The sequence below is a fragment of the Constrictibacter sp. MBR-5 genome (genome assembly GCF_040549485.1).
In the GTDB taxonomy this organism is placed as follows: domain Bacteria; phylum Pseudomonadota; class Alphaproteobacteria; order JAJUGE01; family JAJUGE01; genus Constrictibacter.
Genome location: NZ_JBEPTK010000003.1, coordinates 184,208 through 201,160, shown reverse-complemented (window position 1 = coordinate 201,160; position 16,953 = coordinate 184,208). Strand labels below are relative to the sequence as shown.

21 protein-coding genes, 1 pseudogene and 1 riboswitch are annotated in these 16,953 nt (G+C 69.2%); of the genes and pseudogenes, 11 read left to right on the top strand and 11 right to left on the bottom strand.

Annotated features, from left to right (window positions below; translation table 11 throughout):
• The gene (locus ABIE65_RS07955) at positions 1-372 is read right to left on the bottom strand and encodes a citrate/2-methylcitrate synthase (protein WP_354077416.1); all 372 of its coding nucleotides are present in this window, start codon (positions 370-372) and stop codon (positions 1-3) included.
• A pseudogene (locus ABIE65_RS07950) lies at positions 330-467 on the bottom strand (citrate/2-methylcitrate synthase); the annotation flags it as partial. The pseudogene ABIE65_RS07950 and the gene ABIE65_RS07955, both read right to left, overlap by 43 nt.
• A gap of 41 nt (positions 468-508) precedes the next feature.
• On the opposite strand from ABIE65_RS07950, the gene ABIE65_RS07945 reads away from it, so the two are divergent.
• Together ABIE65_RS07945 and ABIE65_RS07940 are read left to right on the top strand one after the other, a co-directional pair.
• Positions 509-1,075: a cache domain-containing protein gene (locus ABIE65_RS07945; protein WP_354076916.1), complete on the top strand. Its 567-nt coding sequence runs from the start codon at positions 509-511 to the stop codon at positions 1,073-1,075.
• An 88-nt stretch (positions 1,076-1,163) separates the two neighbouring features.
• Positions 1,164-1,295, top strand: a complete 132-nt coding sequence (locus tag ABIE65_RS07940; protein ID WP_354076915.1) for a DUF3096 domain-containing protein — start codon at positions 1,164-1,166, stop codon at positions 1,293-1,295.
• A gap of 7 nt (positions 1,296-1,302) precedes the next feature.
• Here the strand turns inward: ABIE65_RS07940 and ABIE65_RS07935 are convergent, their stop codons facing one another.
• Together ABIE65_RS07935 and ABIE65_RS07930 are read right to left on the bottom strand one after the other, a co-directional pair.
• Positions 1,303-2,202 carry a carbon-nitrogen hydrolase family protein gene (locus ABIE65_RS07935; protein WP_354076913.1) on the bottom strand — a complete coding sequence of 300 codons (900 nt, stop codon included), beginning with the start codon at positions 2,200-2,202 and terminating at the stop codon, positions 1,303-1,305.
• Positions 2,199-2,819 (bottom strand): GNAT family N-acetyltransferase, encoded by a 621-nt coding sequence (locus tag ABIE65_RS07930; RefSeq protein WP_354076912.1) that lies wholly within the window; start codon positions 2,817-2,819, stop codon positions 2,199-2,201. Before ABIE65_RS07930 ends, ABIE65_RS07935 begins: the two co-directional genes overlap by 4 nt.
• 122 nt (positions 2,820-2,941) lie before the next feature.
• Here ABIE65_RS07930 and tcuA point away from each other — a divergent pair, with 122 nt between their 5' ends.
• From tcuA to ABIE65_RS07885, 9 genes are all read left to right on the top strand, one after another.
• Complete coding sequence (tcuA, locus tag ABIE65_RS07925) at positions 2,942-4,435, top strand: FAD-dependent tricarballylate dehydrogenase TcuA (protein WP_354076910.1); 1,494 nt, start codon at positions 2,942-2,944, stop codon at positions 4,433-4,435.
• 165 nt (positions 4,436-4,600) lie between these two features.
• The gene (locus tag ABIE65_RS07920; RefSeq protein WP_354076909.1) at positions 4,601-4,876 is read left to right on the top strand and encodes a hypothetical protein; all 276 of its coding nucleotides are present in this window, start codon (positions 4,601-4,603) and stop codon (positions 4,874-4,876) included.
• 178 nt (positions 4,877-5,054) lie between these two features.
• Positions 5,055-6,005: a cyclase family protein gene (locus ABIE65_RS07915; protein ID WP_354076908.1), complete on the top strand. Its 951-nt coding sequence runs from the start codon at positions 5,055-5,057 to the stop codon at positions 6,003-6,005.
• 82 nt (positions 6,006-6,087) lie between these two features.
• Positions 6,088-7,491 (top strand): FAD-binding oxidoreductase, encoded by a 1,404-nt coding sequence (locus ABIE65_RS07910; protein WP_354076906.1) that lies wholly within the window; start codon positions 6,088-6,090, stop codon positions 7,489-7,491.
• Positions 7,488-8,357: a DUF2272 domain-containing protein gene (locus ABIE65_RS07905; protein WP_354076905.1), complete on the top strand. Its 870-nt coding sequence runs from the start codon at positions 7,488-7,490 to the stop codon at positions 8,355-8,357. The genes ABIE65_RS07910 and ABIE65_RS07905 overlap by 4 nt, the downstream gene beginning before the upstream one ends.
• 82 nt (positions 8,358-8,439) lie before the next feature.
• Positions 8,440-8,545: riboswitch (TPP riboswitch) on the top strand.
• Positions 8,535-9,740 (top strand): glycine oxidase ThiO, encoded by a 1,206-nt coding sequence (thiO, locus tag ABIE65_RS07900; RefSeq protein ID WP_354076903.1) that lies wholly within the window; start codon positions 8,535-8,537, stop codon positions 9,738-9,740. (Overlaps the previous riboswitch by 11 nt.)
• A 22-nt stretch (positions 9,741-9,762) precedes the next feature.
• Positions 9,763-9,972, top strand: coding sequence for a sulfur carrier protein ThiS (gene thiS / locus ABIE65_RS07895; RefSeq protein ID WP_354076901.1), 210 nt, complete (start codon positions 9,763-9,765; stop codon positions 9,970-9,972).
• 3 nt (positions 9,973-9,975) lie between these two features.
• On the top strand, positions 9,976-10,752 hold the full coding sequence (locus ABIE65_RS07890; RefSeq protein ID WP_354076899.1) for a thiazole synthase: 777 nt from the start codon (positions 9,976-9,978) through the stop codon (positions 10,750-10,752).
• A complete protein-coding gene (locus ABIE65_RS07885; protein WP_354076897.1) occupies positions 10,749-11,366 on the top strand; it encodes a thiamine phosphate synthase in 618 nt (205 codons plus the stop codon). Before ABIE65_RS07890 ends, ABIE65_RS07885 begins: the two co-directional genes overlap by 4 nt.
• 25 nt (positions 11,367-11,391) lie before the next feature.
• Here ABIE65_RS07885 and ABIE65_RS07880 read toward each other — a convergent pair whose 3' ends face one another.
• The 7 genes from ABIE65_RS07880 to ABIE65_RS07850 all read right to left on the bottom strand — a co-directional run bounded on the left by ABIE65_RS07880 (position 11,392) and on the right by ABIE65_RS07850 (position 16,865).
• Entirely contained in the window at positions 11,392-11,565 is a 174-nt protein-coding gene (locus ABIE65_RS07880) for a DUF4169 family protein (RefSeq protein WP_354076895.1), read from the bottom strand.
• A 69-nt stretch (positions 11,566-11,634) separates the two neighbouring features.
• Positions 11,635-11,889 (bottom strand): ribbon-helix-helix domain-containing protein, encoded by a 255-nt coding sequence (locus ABIE65_RS07875; protein ID WP_354076893.1) that lies wholly within the window; start codon positions 11,887-11,889, stop codon positions 11,635-11,637.
• On the bottom strand, positions 11,886-13,289 hold the full coding sequence (gene fumC / locus ABIE65_RS07870; RefSeq protein ID WP_354076891.1) for a class II fumarate hydratase: 1,404 nt from the start codon (positions 13,287-13,289) through the stop codon (positions 11,886-11,888). Before fumC ends, ABIE65_RS07875 begins: the two co-directional genes overlap by 4 nt.
• A 151-nt stretch (positions 13,290-13,440) precedes the next feature.
• Positions 13,441-14,448: a methyltransferase gene (locus ABIE65_RS07865; protein WP_354076889.1), complete on the bottom strand. Its 1,008-nt coding sequence runs from the start codon at positions 14,446-14,448 to the stop codon at positions 13,441-13,443.
• A gap of 60 nt (positions 14,449-14,508) precedes the next feature.
• Entirely contained in the window at positions 14,509-15,312 is an 804-nt protein-coding gene (locus ABIE65_RS07860) for a DUF169 domain-containing protein (protein WP_354076887.1), read from the bottom strand.
• 90 nt (positions 15,313-15,402) lie between these two features.
• Positions 15,403-16,164, bottom strand: a complete 762-nt coding sequence (locus ABIE65_RS07855; protein WP_354076885.1) for an SDR family NAD(P)-dependent oxidoreductase — start codon at positions 16,162-16,164, stop codon at positions 15,403-15,405.
• Positions 16,161-16,865, bottom strand: coding sequence for a DUF6134 family protein (locus tag ABIE65_RS07850; RefSeq protein ID WP_354076883.1), 705 nt, complete (start codon positions 16,863-16,865; stop codon positions 16,161-16,163). The genes ABIE65_RS07855 and ABIE65_RS07850 overlap by 4 nt, the downstream gene beginning before the upstream one ends.
• Positions 16,866-16,953: the final 88 nt, after the last annotated feature.

Genomic DNA, 16,953 nt, shown 5'->3' with positions numbered 1-16,953 from the left:
TCAGCCCGCGGCCGACCGGCGCGCGGCCGCCGGCTGCGGGCCGACATAGAGCGCCCCGGGACGCACCAGCCTGCCGGTGGCGAGCTGCTCGAAGGCGTGCGCCGTCCAGCCGAGCACGCGTCCCATGGCGAAGATCGAGGTAAACATGTCGCGCGGGATGCCGACGGCGTCGAGCAGCAGGGCCGTGTAGAACTCGACGTTCGTTTCCAGCCGCCGCCCCGGATAGCGTGCGGCGAGGGCTTCCAGCACGCCGCGCTCGACCTTCTCGGCCTTCACGGCCTGCGCAGGCCGGACGGGATGTCGCCGACATAGCGCGACCGTGGGCGAATCAGCGCGTGGGTCGCATACTGCTCCTGGGCATGGGCGATCCAGCCGGCGCAGCGGCCGACCGCGAAGATCCCGAGCGGCGCGTCCGGCGGCAGGTCGAGCGCGCGCCCCATGATCGCCAGCGCGAAATCGATGTTCGGGCGCGCGTCGGCGGCTGTCGCATGCCGATGCCCGGCTGGCGGTGATCCTGCGCGCCTACACGGTCTATCTCGACCTCTGGCTCTGCGACACGCGCGGCCGGGTCATCGCGCACGGCCGGCCGGAGCGGTATCCGGGCGTGCTCGGCCTCGACGTCTCGGCCGAGCCCTGGTTCAGGCAGGCGATGGCGACGGCCAGCGGCGACGACTACTGCGTCGCCGACGTCGACCGCTGCAAGGCACTCGACGGCGCGGCGGTCGCGACCTATTCGGCGGCGGTGCGTGCAGGCGGTGACGCCAGGGGAAAGATCCTCGGCGTGCTGGGCATCCATTTCGACTGGGGTCCGCAGGCCGATACGGTCGTGCGCGGCGTGCGCATGAGCGCGGAGGAGGCGTCGCGCTCGCGCGTCCTGCTGCTCGATGCGCAGAAGCGGGTGCTCGCCGCGTCCGACGGACGCGGCGAGCTGCAGGAGATCGTGGCGCTCGATACCGGCGGCCGGCGCTCGGGCAGCTATCGCGATCGCGAGGGGCGCACCGTCGCCTTCCACCTCACCCCCGGCTACGAGACCTATGCCGGGCTCGGCTGGTACGGGGCAATCGTCCAGCGCTGAGCCGGACGGCGCCACGGCGGGGGAACGAGGGCCGGCCAGGGCAGTTCATGCAGGGTCGCAGTCCGCGGCGCACCCCTGGAGAACCGCAATGGCGTTCGTCGCAATCCAGCCCCTCGTCGCCCTCGTCGCCGGCATCCTGATCCTCGTGATGCCGCGCCTGCTGAATTACATCGTCGCGATCTACCTGATCGTCATCGGCATCATGGGTCTCGTTTACTGACGCAGGGCTACGCCACCGTTACGGATTCGGTGCCGGCGGCGAGGATGTCCGGCTGCCGGTCCCAGTCCCGGCGGACGAACACCTCGCCATAGGCGCGGGCGCGGGCAAGCAGTTCGAGGTCGAGTTCCGCCACGACGAGGCCGGGCCGGTTCATGCCGCCGACGGCGATCACTCCGTCACCCGTGACCTCGCGGTCGGGCGGGCCGAAAATACCGGCCGCACCGTGATTCTCGTCCACCGCGGCCGACCAGGGCGCATCGCCGACGGTCGGCGACTGCACGACGAAGCACTGGTTCTCCAGCGCCCGCGCCTGAGCCGCGACGCGCACGCGCCAGTAGCCGGCGAGCGTGTCGGTGCAGCTCGGTACCAGGACGACGTCCGCACCCGCCTCGGCCATCGCCCGCACGAGCATCGGGAATTCGGCGTCGTAGCAGACGGCGACGGCGATGCGGCCGAGGGCCGTGTCGAACAGGCGGATGCCGCTGCCGGCGGCGATGCCCCACCGCTCGGCCTCGAAGCGGGTCATCTGCAGCTTGTCCTGGCTGCCGTGCCCGCCATCGGGACCGTGCAGATAGGCACGGTTGCGGAAGCTGCCGTCCTCGGCCCGCACGGGGAAGCTGGAGGCGAGGACGTAGAGCCCGTGCCGGCGGGCGATCTCCTGCTGGAGGTCGAGATAGGCGGGCAGCAGGCCCTGCATCGCGTCGATCTGCCGGTGCAGGTCGGCCGAGTCCGCCTCCGCCAGCAGGCCGACAAGCTCCATGCTGCCATACTCTGGGAGCACCAGCAGGGACGCACCGGACCGCACCGCGTCCGCCGCGACGGCGTGCTGCTTCGCGGCATAGGCGGCCCAGTCCGCCGGCCGGGTGATGGCGTACTGCGCGGCGGCGACGCGCCAGCGGCCGCTCACGGCGCCGCCCCGTCGCCCGAAAGATCCTTCGCCCAGAACAGCATCCGCTTCGCGGACTCGTCGTCCTCGCCGATGTCCTTCCAGCGGAACGTCGTCTCGAAGGGCAGAGGCCGGTAGCCGCGGTTGCGCCAGAAGCCGTCGAGGGGGGCATAGCCCGCGGGCTTCGCCGGGTGGTGCTCGCCGCGGTCGACGGCGCAGAAGACCGCCGTGTCGAGGCCGAGGGCGCGGGCATGCGCCTCGCGATGCTCGAAGAAGGCGACGCCGATGCCGCGACCGCGATACGAATCGAGCAGCACGGACTCGCCGAAATAGCAGATGCGATCGATCGCCCAGCCTGCAGCCTCGAACGGCGCGCGCTCCTCGGCGGTCGCCTCCGCCATCGGCAGCGCCGTGGCGGCGCCGACGAAGGCATCGCCGTGCCGGGCGGCGACGACCACTGCGCGCGGTGCCTCCAGGTAGGTCGCGAGGTAGCGCTCCTCGTAGGCGGCGCTGCCGTCGTAGAGATAGGGATAGGCGCGGAAGACGGTCATCCGCAGCCGCGCCAACTCGCCCACATGGGCGGCTGCGGCGTCGGGGGTCAGGTTCTCGATGACGATGTCGCCCCGCGTCGAGCGCATGGCCTTCTCCGGATCGGCGGCTTCAGGTCAAAGCCGGTGCGGCTGCGGCGAGCCGGCTTTGTGATGCTGTCGCACCGTTGTATATCCGCTCGGGAGAAGCGAAGCACGTCAGGAGGGATCGAATGTCGGATCGAAGCGTCGACGTCGTCGTCGTTGGTGCAGGAAACGCGGCCATGTGCGCGGCGCTTTCGGCGCGTGAGCAGGGGGCCAGCGTCCTGGTGCTGGAAGCGGCGCCCAAGGACCTCCGCGGCGGCAACTCGGCGTTCACCGCCGGCAACATCCGTACCGTGTTCAACGGTGTCGAGGACATCAAGGCGCTCGTTCCCGACCTGACCGAGGAGGAACTGGCGACCACCGACTTCGGCACCTACACCGAGGACGAGTTCTTCGACGACATGGGGCGCGTCACGGAATACCGGACGGATCCCGACCTCTGCGAAACGCTGATCAAGCGCTCGCTGCCGACGATGAAGTGGATGCGCGAGAAGGGCGTGCGCTTCCTGCCGATCTACGGCAAGCAGGCCTTCAAGATCGACGGCCGCTTCAAGTTCTGGGGCGGGCTGGTGATCCAGGCCTGGGGCGGCGGGCCCGGCCTCGTCGACGCCCTGCACGAAGCCGCCGAGCGCGAAGGCATCGAGGTGATGTACGAGGCGCGCGCGACCGGCCTGATCACCGACGACGACGGCGTGCACGGCGTGAAGGTGAAGAAGGACGGCAAGACCATGTCGGTCCGCGCCCGTTCGGTCGTCATCGCCAGCGGCGGCTTCGAGGCGAACCCGGAGTGGCGCACGCGCTATCTCGGCCCCGGCTGGGACCTCGCGAAGGTGCGCGGCACCCGGTACAATGTCGGCGACGGCATCAAGATGGCGATGGACGCCGGTGCGCGTTCCTTCGGCAACTGGTCCGGCTGCCACGCGGTCGGCTGGGACTTCAACGCGCCGGAGTTCGGCGACCTCGACGTCGGCGACAATTTCCAGAAGCACTCCTATCCATGGGGCGTGATGATCAACGCCCTCGGGCGCCGCTTCGTCGACGAGGGCGCGGACTTCCGCAACTACACCTATGCCAAGTACGGCCGGGTCATCCTGGGCCAGCCCGGGCAGATGGCCTGGCAGGTGTTCGATTCGAAGATCATTCCGAAGCTGCGCGACGAATATCGCATCCGCCAGGTGACGAAGGTCCGCGCCGACACGCTCGAGGAGCTGGCGGAGAAGATGGAAGGCGTCGACGGCAAGGCCTTCCTCGACGAGATCGCCAAGTACAACGCCGCGGTCCGCACCGACATCCCCTACAACCCGAACGTCAAGGACGGCCGGTGCACCGAGGGGCTGGCGATCAACAAGACCAACTGGGCGCATCGCCTCGACGAGGGACCGTTCGAGGCCTACCAGACGACCTGCGGCATCACCTTCACCTTCGGCGGCCTGCGCATCGACGAGGACGGCGCCGTCCTCGACACCGAGGAGAAGCCGATCAAGGGCCTCTATGCGGCGGGCGAGCTGGTCGGCGGCCTGTTCTACTTCAACTACCCGGGCGGCACCGGCCTGATGTCCGGCGCGGTCTTCGGCAAGATCGCGGGTGCCTCGGCCGGACAGAAGGCGGTCGGCAACAGCTGATACCGATCCGGATGAAGGAATCATTGCCGTAGGCAACGAAAGTGCGCAGGGCGCGCATGCCGAGAATGCGTTTCTCGCCATTGCCGCAGAGGGTTATGTGAGGGGAAGTGGGACGCCGTGCGGACGGGGTTCCGAACCGACACACAACCCCAAGGGGATGGATAGATGCTGATCCGGGCTGCCGTTGCCGCCTTCGCAACCACGCTTGTCTTCGCGACTGCCGCTGGCGCCGTGGACGTCGAGAACGCCTCGGGCAAGGAGCAGAAGGTCCTGCTGACCGAGTCTGGCGGAAAGACGAACCTGGTCCTCAAGGCCGGCGAGACGAAGATGGACGTCTGCGCCATGTGCACGGTCACTGTCGAGGGCATGAAGCCGGTCGACGGCGTCGGCCTGGACAAGGTCGTGATCGAGGCGAACGGCCTGAAGAAGATCGAGAACTGATCGGCGTCTTCGCCGCTCAGCGTACCGGATACTACCGGACAGAAGAGCCGCCCCCGTGGGCGGCTCTTCTGCTTTCCATCACCAATAATGGCGTACTTGACCACCTGGAACGGGCGGCGGACGATCTCCGGCGGCGGCCATCAACGGACCGCCCGAACAGAACAAGCCGGAGGAAACCATGTCGAGAACCCGTATAGCGCTGGCCTGTGCGGCCGGCCTGCTGGCTGCTGCGTCCACCGTCGCGCCCGCCTTCGCGCAGGACAAGTGGCATCCCTCCAAATGGGGCGCCGACGACGAGATCGGCGCGGCCAACCTGCTGACGCCGGCAAAGGTGCTTGAGGCGGCGAAGCTGGTGAAGACCGGCAAGGCCTATCCGCTCGGCATCGTCGTGGGCCGCGACACGCCGGCCTTTCCGCCGCGCTCGCTGGCGGTCACGGTGCTGTCACCGAACCAATATCAGGGCTCGACCCTGGCAGAGAACAAGATGAGCTACAACGACGACATGATCACGGGCTGGCTCGGCGTCGGCACGCAGATCGACGGCCTCGGCCACCTCGGCATCGACAACACCTACTACAACGGCAACCAGGCGAAGGATTTCGTCAAGGTCACGGGCCTGGAGAAGCTCGGCATCGACAAGATCCCGCCGATCGTGACGCGCGGCGTCCTGATCGACATGGCCAAGCACAAGGGCGTCGAGGCGATGAAGGAGGGCGATGCGATCACCGCCGACGACGTGAAGGCGGCGATGCAGGCCCAGAAGGTGACGGTCGGCAAGGGCGACGTGGTGGTCTTCCACACCGGCTGGCTGTCGATGCTGGCGCAGGACCCGAAGCGCTTCGGCGCCGGCGAGCCCGGCATCGACGCCGGTGCCGCCACCTATCTCGCCTCGCTGGAGCCGGTAGCCGTCGGTGCCGACACATGGGGCATCGAGGCGGTGCCCTTCGCGGGCAGCCGCATCTGGGAGGGCCACCAGATCCTGCTCGCCAAGAACGGCATCTACATCCTGGAGACGCTCGACACCCGCGCGCTCATCAAGGACGGCGTCACGGAGTTCCTCTTCGTTCTGGGGCAGCCGCGCTACAAGGGCGCAGTCCAGGCGATCATCAACCCGGTCGCGATCAACTGATCCAACGGTCTCACGCGCGCGGTCGCCATGGGGCGGCCCGCGCTGTATTCTGCGCGCCTTCTCCCGGACACGAAGGCCCGCGATGCACGGCGCATCCTATCCGCGAAACAGCTTCCCCGATATTCTCCTCGACGAACTGCGTGCGCTGATCGGCGATCGCGTGACGACGAACGCGGCCGTGCGGGAGCGGCACGGCAAGGACGAGTCGTTCCACGCCGCGCACGCCCCGGATGCGGTGGCGTTCGCGCGGAGCACCGAAGAGGTGCGCCAGATCGTGGTCGCCTGCCGGGCACACGGCGTGCCGATCGTTCCCTACGGGACGGGGACCTCGCTCGAAGGGCATGTGGCGGCCCTGCATGGCGGCGTCTGCATCGACCTGTCGCAGATGGACGCCATCCTGCGCGTCAGCCCCGAGGACCTCGACGCGACGGTACAGGCGGGCGTCACGCGCAAGCGGCTCAACGAGCATCTGCGCGACACCGGCCTGTTCTTTCCGATCGATCCCGGGGCGGATGCCAGCATCGGCGGCATGGCGGCGACGCGCGCCTCCGGCACGAACGCCGTGCGCTACGGCACGATGCGCGAGAACGTGCTCGGCCTGACCGCCGTCATGGCCGACGGCAGCGTCATCCGCACGGGCGGCCGGGCGCGGAAGTCCTCCGCCGGTTACGACCTCACTCGGCTGCTCGTCGGTTCCGAGGGCACGCTCGGCATCATCACCGAGGTGACGCTGAAGCTCTACGGCATCCCGGAGGCGATCTCGTCCGGCGTCTGTCCGTTTCCCGACATGGCGGCTGCGGTCGACACGGTCATCCAGATCGCCCAGTCCGGCATTCCCGTGGCGCGCATGGAGCTGATCGACGAGCGCCAGATGGCGGCGTGCAACGCCTACTCGAAGCTCGACTACGACGTCGCGCCGACGATTTTCTTCGAATTCCACGGCACGCCGCGCGGCGTGGAGGAACAGGCGGAGATGGTCAAGGCGCTCGCCGCGGACAACGGTGCGCCGGGCTTCCGCTGGTCGGCCTCCCCCGAGGAACGCAATCGTCTTTGGCAGGCCCGGCACGACGCCTTCTACGCCGCGATCGCCTTGCGGCCGGGCGCGCAGGGCTGGCCGACCGACGTCTGCGTGCCGATCTCGCGGCTGGCCGAGTGCATCCTGGAGACGCAGGCAGACACCCGAGACGCACCCTTCCCGGTGCCGCTGGTCGGGCATGTCGGCGACGGCAACTTCCACCTCGTCTACGTCATCGACCCGAACGATCCGGAGGAACTGCGCGTCGCCGGCGAGATCAACGATCGCCTCGTGCGCCGGGCGCTCGCCATGGGCGGGACCTGTACCGGCGAGCACGGCGTTGGTTACGGCAAGATCGGCTATCTGGAAGCCGAGCACGGCAGCGAGGCGATGGAGGTGATGCGGACGATAAAGCGCGCGCTCGACCCTGAGGGACTGCTCAATCCGGGGAAGGTCGTGGGGCCGGTTTGACGGTCGCGTCCGCGTCGCGGCCGGTACGGCTTCTGCTCGCCGCCGGCCTGTTCGTCCTGAGTGCCTGTGCGGGCCGGCCCCCGTCGGGGGCCGCGCAGGCCGAGCCGGAGTGGCCGCCGATCTCCTATCCTGCCTCCATGCGCGAGCGGATCGCGGAGATCGCCGAGCGCGAATGGCGCGACTTCGGCGGCACCGAGATCGACTTCAGCACGGGGACCGCGCAGGAGATATTCACCGGCCTGCTCGAAACCGATCGGCGCATCTTCCCCAACGTCCTCGCCTACTGGAACGCGGTGCGCGGCCGCTGGGCGGGCTATATCCGCGAGGAGAAGTCGCGCTATCAGGCCGGTGAGCCGGCCTGGACCGCGGAAGCCTGGTCGGCCGTCTTCGTCTCATACGTCATGCGCACCGCCGGCATCGACCGTGACGATTTCCCGTGGGACGCCGGGCATCGCAACTATATCGACGCGCTGATCGAGCGGCAGGCGCGCTACGGTGTCGCGGCGGTGTTCCAGCCCTACGACCTGGAGCAGTATGCGCCACGGCGCGGCGACCTGATCTGCGCCGACCGCTCGCGGCCCGTCGAGGCACGGATCACGACGGTTGCCGATCGTGCCGACGAGATGGGCAGTTCGCGCGGCATGCACTGCGACATCGTGACGGTCGTCGAGGCCGGCCGGGTCGGCGCGATCGGCGGCAACGTCGCCGACTCGGTGTCGCGGTCCTGGTTTCCGACGGACGGATACGGCCGGCTGCTGCGGGGATCGCCGACGGCGGAGAACGCGGAACGCACGTTCTTCACGGTCATCCAACTGAACGTGCCCGATCCGGCGGTGGCATCCGCGGCGCGCGCCCCCTCCGGCTGAGCCCCCGGACGACGACATCCCGAAAGGCTCCTGCCCCGAAAGCCCCTTGCAAGGTGCCACGGCGGGTCCGAAATTCTATGACAGTTTGCGACCGGGGTGCTGGCCAAGGGATCCACGGCCGGCTGAGAACATACCCGTCGAACTTGACCTGGGTAATGCCAGCGCAGGGAGAGCGCCATGACGTGTTTGACCCACAAGCCGCCCACGGACTGCCCGCGCGTCGCCATCGTCGGCGCCGGGGTGATCGGCCTGGGCGTCGGCTGGCGGCTGGCGCAGGCCGGCTGCAGCGTCGACATCTACGACAAGGGAGCGGCCGGCCGGGGCGCCACCTGGGCGGCGGCGGGCATGCTCGCTGCCGGTGCCGAGGTCGAGCCGGGCGAGGAGAAGCTGTTCGCGCTGAACCGGCGCAGCCAGCTGATGTGGCCCGACTTCGCCGCCGAGGTCGAGGATGGCGCCGGCATCCCGATCGGCTATCGCGCCGAGGGAACGCTCGTCGTCGCGACCAACCGCGACGAGCTGCGCCAGCTGCAGTTCACCTTTGACGTCCAGCGCCGCTTCGGGGTCGAGAGCCGACAGGTCAGCGCCGTCGAGGCGCGCACCATGGAGCCCTATCTGCGCGGCAGCGTCGCGGGCGGGATCTTCTGTCCGGAGGATCATCAGGTCGACAACCGGCCGCTGGTCGAGGCGCTGGCGAAGCTCGCTGCCGGTGCCGGCGTGCGGGTGCACGAGCACATGCCCGTGCGCAGCATCGTCATCGAGGGCGGCCGGGCCGTCGGGCTCGACCTCGGCGAGGCGTTCCAGCCGGCGGATGTCGTGCTGCTCGCCGCCGGCCCCTGGTCGCGCGAGATCGGCGGCCTGCCGCCGGAGATCCTGCCGCCCGTGCGGCCGATCAAGGGACAGATGCTGGCGCTGCAGATGGATCCGGCGGAGCCGCTGGTCCGGCACGTGCTGTGGGCACCGAAGATCTACCTGGTGCCGCGCAACGACGGCCGGCTGATCGTCGGCGCCACCGTGGAGGAGCGCGGCTTCGACACCAACATGACGGCCGGCGGCCTCCTCGCGCTGCTCGAGGCCGCCTGGCGGGCCGTGCCGGGCATCGAGGAGCTTCCGGTCGTCGAGATGTGGGCGGGCTTCCGGCCGGGCTGCCGCGACGATGCGCCGATCCTCGGCCCCTCCGGGGTCGACGGGCTGGTCTACGCGACCGGCCATCATCGCAATGGCATCCTGCTGGCGCCGCTGACCATCGATCTGGTCAGCCGGATGATCCTGACCGGAGAGACGCCGGAGCCGCTGCTGCCCTTCGGACTGGACCGGTTCCAGGGCGGACGCCGCACGGTTCCGGCCACGGCCCTCAACTCGGCCCCGGAGACCGCGCCCGCGTGAGGCGGTGCGCGAGGAGAGCGACATGACCATCACCCTGCGTATCAACGGCGAGCCGGAAGCGGTGGAGGCGGCGACCGTCGCCGCCCTGCTGGAGGCCCGCGGCATCGACCGCAACGGCCGCGGCACGGCGGTGGCGCTGAACGGCGCAGTCGTGCCGCGGCGCGAGTGGGACGAAACGAAACTTACGGCCGACGACGACATCGAGATCGTCCGGCCGTTCTCGGGCGGGTGAAGCATGGCCGACGAAGACAGCCTCATCATCGCGGGCAAGAGCTTCGGCTCGCGCCTGCTCATCGGCACGGCCGGCTACCCGAACCAGCAGATCATGCTGGATTCGGTCGAGGCGAGCGGTGCCGAACTGGTCACCGTATCGATTCGCCGGATCAGCCTGGACGGCTATGCCGAGAGCCTCGTCGACCTGCTGGGCGACCGGTATGCCCTGCTGCCGAACACCGCCGGCTGCGAGACGAAGCGCGACGCCATCCTGACGGCACAGCTCGCCCGGGAAGCGCTCGACACCAACTGGGTGAAGCTGGAGCTGATCGGCGACCGCGAGACCCTCTACCCCGACGTCGAGCAGCTGGTCGCCGCGGCGGACGAGCTCGTGAAGGACGGCTTCATCGTGCTGCCCTACTGCAACGACGATCCGATCACCTGCCGCAAACTGGCGGACGTGGGCTGCGCCGCGGTGATGCCGCTCGGCTCGCTGATCGGCTCGGGCATGGGAATCTGCAATCCCTACAACATCGAGCTGATCGCCAGCCGCTCGCCCGTGCCGGTCGTGCTCGATGCCGGCATCGGCACCGCGTCGGATGCCGCGCTGGCGATGGAACTCGGCTGCGACGCCGTGCTGCTCAACTCGGCCGTGTCGAAGGCGGCGGATCCGGTGCTGATGGCCAGGGCGATGCGGGCCGGTGTGGATGCCGGCCGCGCCGCGCGCCGCGCCGGGCGGATTCCGAAGCGGACCTATGCCGAGGCCTCCAGCCCGCAGCTCGGCCTGATCGGGTCGTGAACCCGCTGCCGGTACCGCCGCTGCTGGTCATTACCGACCGGCGGCAGGCGCGCCGGCCGCTGGACGAGGTCGCGGCCGCCGCGTTCGCGGGAGGCTGCCGCTGGCTCAGCCTGCGCGAGAAGGATCTGCAGGCGGACGAGCGCCGGGCGATCCTGGACCGGATCCTGGCTGCGGCGGCGCCGTACGGCGCGACGGTCATCGTGCATGACGACCTCGCTGCCGCCCGCCGCTGCGCCGGCGTGCATCTGCCTGCCGGAAGCGATCCCACCGAAGCGAGACGGCTCCTCGGTGCCGGTGCGCTGATCGGACAGTCCGCGCACTCGGTGGAGGCCGCGGTCGCGGCCGAATGCGCCGGGGCCGACTATGTGACGCTCAGCCCCATCTTCATCACCGCCAGCAAGCCCGGCTACGGCCCGGCCCTGGGGCCGGAGATCCTGTCGCGGGCGCGAACGGCGTTGACGATACCCGTCCTGGCGCTGGGCGGCGTCGATGCCGGGACCATCGCCGCCTGCCTGTCGGCGGGAGCTGCCGGCGCCGCCGTGATGGGGCCGGTGATGCGGTCGGAGGATCCGGCCGCCACAGTGAGGGACCTGATCGCGCTCGCGGCCGGATAGCCGGAGATCCGCGACAGGTGCGGCGTCACTCGATCTGCTTGTTGTCGAGATCCTTGTCGCGCCGCTCGGCCTCGGCGTCCTCCTGGGCCTTCTCTTCCTTGGTCCGGCCGTGCTTGGCGCGGTTGGTCGCAGCGGTGCGCGCCTTCTCGTCCCGGTCGCGCTGCTTGCGAAACCGATTGAGATTGACGATTTCGCCCATCACAGACACCTCGGCTTTACTGGCCCACTCTCCAGGATAGTGCACTCGCCGACTTGCGGAAAGACCGGGTTAGGCGGCGGTCTCCTGCGCCGAAGTATTGTCGCGGGACAGCAGGTGCTGGACGACGTAGACGCGCAACGCGCTGGAGAGATTTCCCGACCTCGACTTGTCGATCTCTCCGACCAGCCGGTTGAGGGATATGTTGCGGCGGGCCGCCACGTCCTTCAACACATCCCAGAACGCGTCCTCTATCGACACGCTGGTGCGGTGTCCGGCGATGGTGACGGAACGGCGGCGGATCGTGATCGTGTTGGAAGGGCTCACTGTTTCGGTCCCACCATGTCTTCAGGACGAACCATGCGCGCGAAGTCGGCCGGCTCGACCAAGCCGAGTGCCGCCGCCGCCTCGGCCAGTGTCAGGCCTTCGGCGTGAGCCTTCTTGGCAACCTTTGCTGCGTTGTCGTATCCGATGTGAGGGTTGAGAGCGGTGACGAGCATCAATGATTCGCGCAACAGGCGGTCGATGCGCTCCTCGTTCGGTTCGATGCCCACCACGCAATTGTCGGTGAAGCTGACGGCGGCGTCGCCCAGGAGGCGGATCGACTGAAGGAGACTGTTGATCATCACGGGCTTGAACACGTTCAGCTGCAGATGCCCGTGCGTGTTCGCCACCGATATGGCGGTGTTGTTTCCCATGACCTGGACGCAGACCATCGTCATCGCCTCGGCCTGGGTAGGATTGACCTTTCCAGGCATGATGGAGGAGCCGGGTTCGTTCTCCGGCAGCAGCAGCTCGCCGAGCCCGCAGCGCGGACCCGATCCCAGCAGCCGGATGTCGTTGGCGATCTTCAGGAGCGAGGTCGCCAGCACGTTGAGCGCACCCGAGGTCTCGACGATCGCATCGTGCGATCCCAGCGCCTCGAACTTGTTCGGCGCCGGCACGAACGGCAGGCCGGTGATCGCCGCCACCTCCTTGGCGAAGGCCACGTCGAAGCCGGCCCGGGAGTTCAGGCCCGTGCCGACCGCCGTCCCGCCCTGCGCCAGGGCGTAGAGGTGGGCCAGGGTGGCCTCGACCCGCACGCGGCCGTTGTCGACCTGCGCCGCCCAGGCGCCGAACTCCTGGCCGAGGGTGAGCGGCGTCGCGTCCTGAAGATGGGTCCGGCCGATCTTCACGATTTCCGCGAAGCGCTCCGCCTTGTCGGCCAGTGCGGCGGACAGGCGCGTCAGGGCCGGCAGCAGCAGCCGTTCGATCTCCTGGACCGCGGCGATGTGCATCGCCGTCGGAAAGCTGTCGTTGGATGACTGGCCGCGGTTGACGTGGTCGTTCGGGTGGACCGGTTCCTTGCTGCCGCGCGGGACGCCCAGCAGTTCGTTCGCCCGGTTGGCGATGACCTCGTTGACGTTCATGTTGGTCTGGGTGCCCGACCCGGTCTGCCACACGACCAGCGGGAAATGATCGTCCAGCAGGCCGTCGGCGACCTCCTGGGCGGCCCGCCCGATCGCATCGGCGACACGCGGATCGAGGTCGCCGAGCGCCAAATTCGCCCGGGCGGCCGCGAGCTTCTGAATCGCGAACGCGCGGATGAGCGGCACCGGCATCCGCTCGGTGCCGATCCTGAAATTCTGAAGCGAGCGCTGCGTCTGCGCCCCCCAGTAACGGTCTGCCGGGACCTGGACGGGCCCCATGCTGTCGGTCTCGGTGCGAAAGTCGGCGCTGTCGGTCATGCATCCTCGCCGGTAACTCGGGCGTCGGCCCAGTCCCACGATCAATGCGATGAACGCCGAAGCGGTGCGGCTGGTTGCACCCGCCGTTCAATTTCGTGTGAGAAAGGCGACAACCCCGTTTTCGCGAGCGAAAAAGGCAACGCGCGGAACGTCAGGAAGGGCGGTGCCCGTGGATGCGCTCGAGCACGCCCGGCACGAAGGGCTCGACGCCGACCGCCTCGAAACCGGCCGCGTTAAGGTAGCCGACGCATTCCGTAACCGAGTGCGCGATGCCCGTGGAGGCGTTCAGCGTCTGGGCGAGGCCCCACATGGCGGCATCCGCCGATCCCGTGCGGTCGGCGTTCAGCGCCTCACCCACCAGGTGGAACGACCCGCCCGGCTTCAGCGCCCCGAAGGCCTTGGCGACCACGGCGGCGATCTGCTCCCGGCCGTACATGGGCAGGTTGCTGGCCATCACGGCGACATCTGCGCCGCCGGGGAACGCATCCTTGTTGAAATCGCAGGCGACGGCATCGATGCGGTCGGAGAGGCCGTGCTCGGCGATGAAGCCGCGCGCCACCTCGACGACCGGGGGCAGATCCAGCACGACTGCCCGCAGTTCCGGGTTTGCCCGGCACGCGCCGATGCAGTAGGCGCCGGAGCCGCCGCCGATGTCGATCATCAGGCGCGCCGCCGACAGGTCCACCTGCCGCGCGAACAGCCGTCCTGCGCCCAGGCCGATGCTGTAGGTGGCGCGATGGTAGCGGCGCGCCTCCTCGACCGTCATCTCGGCGACGCTCTTGTTGTCGACGACCGGTGGCCCCGGCCGGCGGAGGTGATCCGCCAGCCGGCCCCATTCGTTCCAATCGGGCTTGGTGAAGAGCATCCAGGGCCCGGCATAGGCGGCATCGCCCTCCACCAGGAACCGTTCGACGTCCGGTGCAAGCCGCAGCCGGTCGCCGTGGCGTTCGATCAGCCCCAGGCCGATGCAGGCGACGACGATGCGCTCGCCGTTCGGCGGCACCAGCCCGAGCGCGGCGATCAGCGCCTCCTCGGTGTCCGCGCCGCGGGCGAGCTTGGTGAACACCCCGAGTTCGACGGCCGCCATCAGGGCCGCCGACTCCCGGTAGGCCCGCACCAGCCGCTGCAGCCGGACCGTGTTCGGTCGCGTTTCCGCCATCTCGCCCTCTCCCTGGATCTCATTGGTTATTCGTTGGCGCCCGCCGCGGCGGGCGCGGCCTCATGCATAGCTCTTCGACATGCCCTCCGACGGGTCCATGTGCGCGCCATAGGGCGGGATCGGGTAGCGCAGGCCGACCTTGCCGATGCCTTCCAGGCCCTGGACGCCGCGGGCGAACTCGTCCGGCGGCAGGGCGATCAGCATCTCGTCGTCGGCGACGCCGCCATAGCGACGCTCCGCGTAGCAGGGGATCGAGATGCTGGTTTCGCGTGTCAGCAGGGCCTTGCCCCAGGAATCGGCGCAGGCGCTTTCGCCCGTGATCGACATGTCGTAGCGCTTGTAGCGCTTCCACTGCAGGCCGTTGACGAACAGGATGATCTGCCCCGGCGTGCCGTAGAACAGCACGATGTCGGGCGGGTCGAGCCGGGCCGACCGAAGCGGTGCGACCACGGTCGCCACATACTTGCCGTAGGTCTGGCGCGGCATCTGCTGCTGGTGGGCGTGTGCCGCCTCGCGATTCTCGAACCACACGCCGTCCATGCGCTCGCCCGACAGGGTCGCCTCGTCGGGCAGGTCGATGCCCATGACGCCGCCGCAGTTGGAGTTTGGCCGCACGTTCTCGTTCGTGATGCCCAAGGTGAAGCCCGCGATGCGCGCCTGGGTGACCAGCTGGCAGGTGGTGTGGAAGCGGCCCGCCTTCGGCCGGCGCAGGCCGGGCACCTTCTCCATCTCCTCGATCGTCTCGTACTGCTTCATGCCGATCGGCATGGTGCGGATCTTGAGAAGGTCCTGCAGCTTGGCCGCGAGGTCCTTAAGCTCCTGCGCGCCGGGCATCCTGGTCTCTTCCCGCTGGGTCTCGCTCATGGCGTTGCCTCCGCTGTCCGGTTTATTTGACCGGACTATAGGCGGTGGCGACCGGGTCGCGGAAGGACCCTGCGGGGGCGGGGGACGCGGTCAGTCGCGCTTGTCGGGGTCCGAGGCGATCTTGCGGGTGATCGCGAACAGTGCCTTGTAGGGGAGGTGGCGCATCAGCGTCATCGCCCAGGCCATGCGGCGCGGAAAGACGATCTCGAACCGATCCGAGCGCAGGCCGTCGAGCAGCGCGCGCGCCGCATCGTCGGGCTGCATCAGGAACGGCATCGGAAACCGGTTCTTCTGCGTCAGCGGCGTGTCGACGAAGCCCGGGCAGACCAGCTGCACCACGATCCCGTGCCGTTCCAGTTCGGGCTTCAGCGATTCCGCGATGTTGATCAGCCCGGCCTTCGTCATGCCGTAGGCCGCCGCGGTCGGCAGCCCGACATAGCCGGCGACCGACGCGACGATGGCGATGCGGCCGCCGCCGCGCCGGATCATCCCCGGCAGCACGGCTTCCAGGCAGTGGACGGTGCCCATCAGGTTGACGTCGGTCAGGGACCGGAACGCGTCCGCGTCGAACGCTGCGGGGTTCACGGGGATGTGCGTGCCCGCGTTCAGCACGGCGACGTCGATCGGCCCCGCCGTCTCGATGGCGGCGACGGCAGCGGCCACGGCCGCGCGATCGGTCGTGTCCACGGGTTCGGCTGCGATGCCCGGCACCTCTGCCGCCAGCCGTTCGAGCTTGTCGGCGCTTCTCGCCGACGCGACGACGGGATGGCCCGCCGCCGCGGCGGCACGCGCGAGCGCCTCGCCGAGACCGGAGCTCGCGCCCGTCACCCAGATGCGCGCCCCGGGCTTCAACCGGCGGTCCCGTCAGCGGCGAGGTGGGCGTAGGTGATGCGGGAGCCGCGCGCTTCGAAATCGAGGCCCACCCAGGCGCCCTGCGCGTCGTAGCAGACCTCCAGTTGAAGATCGCCGCTGACCCGCCAGCATTCGGCCCGCACCGGGCCCGCTGCCGTCATCACGGACCGGGTGCCGACCGGGGTCGAGGTCACCGAGGCGAGACGGCCGAACTGAGTGTCGATGAGGCGGGACTGCCGTACCGTTCCGGCATTCCAGTAGCTCGTCGAGAGGGTCTCGGGGGGTGCCATCGCCGTTCCTTCGTTGCTCTCGATCCTGAGACCGTCACCGTTCGAAACGGCGCGGACGAAGAATCGATCCCCGTCGTCGTCGGTGCGCGCGTCGATGGCGGTCAGCCTGCCGTTCCGCCACGTCTCGCGGTTGGTGTGCCGATAGCGGTAGACGGTCACGAACGCGAACCTGACCTCCAGCGCGATGTCGATGTCGACGATCAGGTCGTCGCCGTCCCGCCGGAAGCGGACGCTGTGGGTGCCGATGGACGCGTCGCCGCGGCGCACATCGAAGCGGATCGGCGCGAGCGGACCCGCCGTACGCGGGAGCGGGGGCAGCACCGCCTGGGCACCGAGGCGCGGGAGGCACGCCGCGGGGAAGGCCGTGAGGGCGCCGAGGATCAGCCTGCGCACTGGATCGGGCTTCATCATGCGGACGATACGCAGCGTCGCGGCTGTCGGATCTCGTTTCGCAGAGGGGATCGCGTGATAGGTTCGCCCGCAGGTCGCGCGGCGACAT

Bases quoted from the DNA above. Each gene is read 5' to 3' on its own strand.
- ABIE65_RS07940 (WP_354076915.1), top strand. From the start codon at position 1,164: ATGGCGTTCGTCGCAATCCAGCCCCTCGTCGCCCTCGTCGCCGGCATC.
- ABIE65_RS07930 (WP_354076912.1), bottom strand. From the start codon at position 2,819: ATGCGCTCGACGCGGGGCGACATCGTCATCGAGAACCTGACCCCCGAC.
- tcuA (WP_354076910.1), top strand. From the start codon at position 2,942: ATGTCGGATCGAAGCGTCGACGTCGTCGTCGTTGGTGCAGGAAACGCG.
- ABIE65_RS07920 (WP_354076909.1), top strand. From the start codon at position 4,601: ATGCTGATCCGGGCTGCCGTTGCCGCCTTCGCAACCACGCTTGTCTTC.
- ABIE65_RS07915 (WP_354076908.1), top strand. From the start codon at position 5,055: ATGTCGAGAACCCGTATAGCGCTGGCCTGTGCGGCCGGCCTGCTGGCT.
- ABIE65_RS07910 (WP_354076906.1), top strand. From the start codon at position 6,088: ATGCACGGCGCATCCTATCCGCGAAACAGCTTCCCCGATATTCTCCTC.
- thiO (WP_354076903.1), top strand. From the start codon at position 8,535: ATGACGTGTTTGACCCACAAGCCGCCCACGGACTGCCCGCGCGTCGCC.
- thiS (WP_354076901.1), top strand. From the start codon at position 9,763: ATGACCATCACCCTGCGTATCAACGGCGAGCCGGAAGCGGTGGAGGCG.
- ABIE65_RS07890 (WP_354076899.1), top strand. From the start codon at position 9,976: ATGGCCGACGAAGACAGCCTCATCATCGCGGGCAAGAGCTTCGGCTCG.
- ABIE65_RS07880 (WP_354076895.1), bottom strand. From the start codon at position 11,565: ATGGGCGAAATCGTCAATCTCAATCGGTTTCGCAAGCAGCGCGACCGG.
- fumC (WP_354076891.1), bottom strand. From the start codon at position 13,289: ATGACCGACAGCGCCGACTTTCGCACCGAGACCGACAGCATGGGGCCC.
- ABIE65_RS07865 (WP_354076889.1), bottom strand. From the start codon at position 14,448: ATGGCGGAAACGCGACCGAACACGGTCCGGCTGCAGCGGCTGGTGCGG.
- ABIE65_RS07860 (WP_354076887.1), bottom strand. From the start codon at position 15,312: ATGAGCGAGACCCAGCGGGAAGAGACCAGGATGCCCGGCGCGCAGGAG.
- ABIE65_RS07850 (WP_354076883.1), bottom strand. From the start codon at position 16,865: ATGATGAAGCCCGATCCAGTGCGCAGGCTGATCCTCGGCGCCCTCACG.